1 protein-coding gene is annotated in these 744 nt (G+C 62.8%); it reads right to left on the bottom strand.

All coding sequences use genetic code 11. The features are described 5' to 3' along the window. Window positions 1-142: 142 nt before the first annotated feature. Window positions 143-744, bottom strand: a 602-nt coding sequence (locus C6W92_RS17470) for an IS5 family transposase (RefSeq protein ID WP_129435403.1), incomplete at its 5' end; no start/stop codon positions are given.

Here is a 744-nt window from a genome sequence, read left to right as displayed (position 1 = left end):
GGAAAGTCTGAACAACGCCTTCTGCTGCGCCGACGCGCCGATGTGAGGGCCATGCCGGGCATCAGGCAGCTTGTTTCCAGCGGCTTTCGGGCTGCTTCGGCCGCTCGGTTGGTGGACAGGCCAATTCCGGACGGACTCGTCCTCATGCCATCAACCTCCGTCGCACCAGAAACAGGTTACCGAGCGCGAACAGCGTGAAGAGCTGGGCGCGGTTCTTGGCCAATCCGCGATAGCGGGTTTTCACGTAGCCGAACTGGCGCTTGATCACCCGGAAGGGATGCTCGACCCTGGCCCTGACCATCGCGATGATGCGGTTGATCCGCGCGTCGATCGGGTGCAGGTCGCTGCCCTTCGGGGCCTTGCGCATCACACCCCAGACCTTGCCCGGTCCCGTGAACGCGGCCTCGCGCTCGGCGCTGACATAGCCCTTGTCGGCCCAGACCGACGTCTCATCGCCGTGTAGCAGTTCATCCCACACACGACTGTCATGCACCTTCGCTGTCGTGGCCTCGAGGCTGTGAACCGTGCCGCTTTCCGCGTCGACCCCAACATGGGCCTTCATGCCAAAATACCAGTCGTTGCCCTTCTTCGTCGATGACATCTCGGGATCGCGCGCCTTGGCCTTGTTCTTGGTAGAAGACGGCGCGTCGATGATTGTCGCATCCACCAGCGTGCCGGAGCGGAGGGTCATGCCCTTGTTGGCCAGATAGGCATTCACCTCGGCAAAGATCGCCTCGGTCAGCC

Source organism: Roseovarius sp. A46, from assembly GCF_004126395.1.
GTDB classification, from domain to species: Bacteria; Pseudomonadota; Alphaproteobacteria; order Rhodobacterales; family Rhodobacteraceae; genus Roseovarius; species Roseovarius nitratireducens.
Note: the sequence above shows the minus strand (reverse complement) of the source record. Positions and strands in the feature narration are given on the sequence as shown.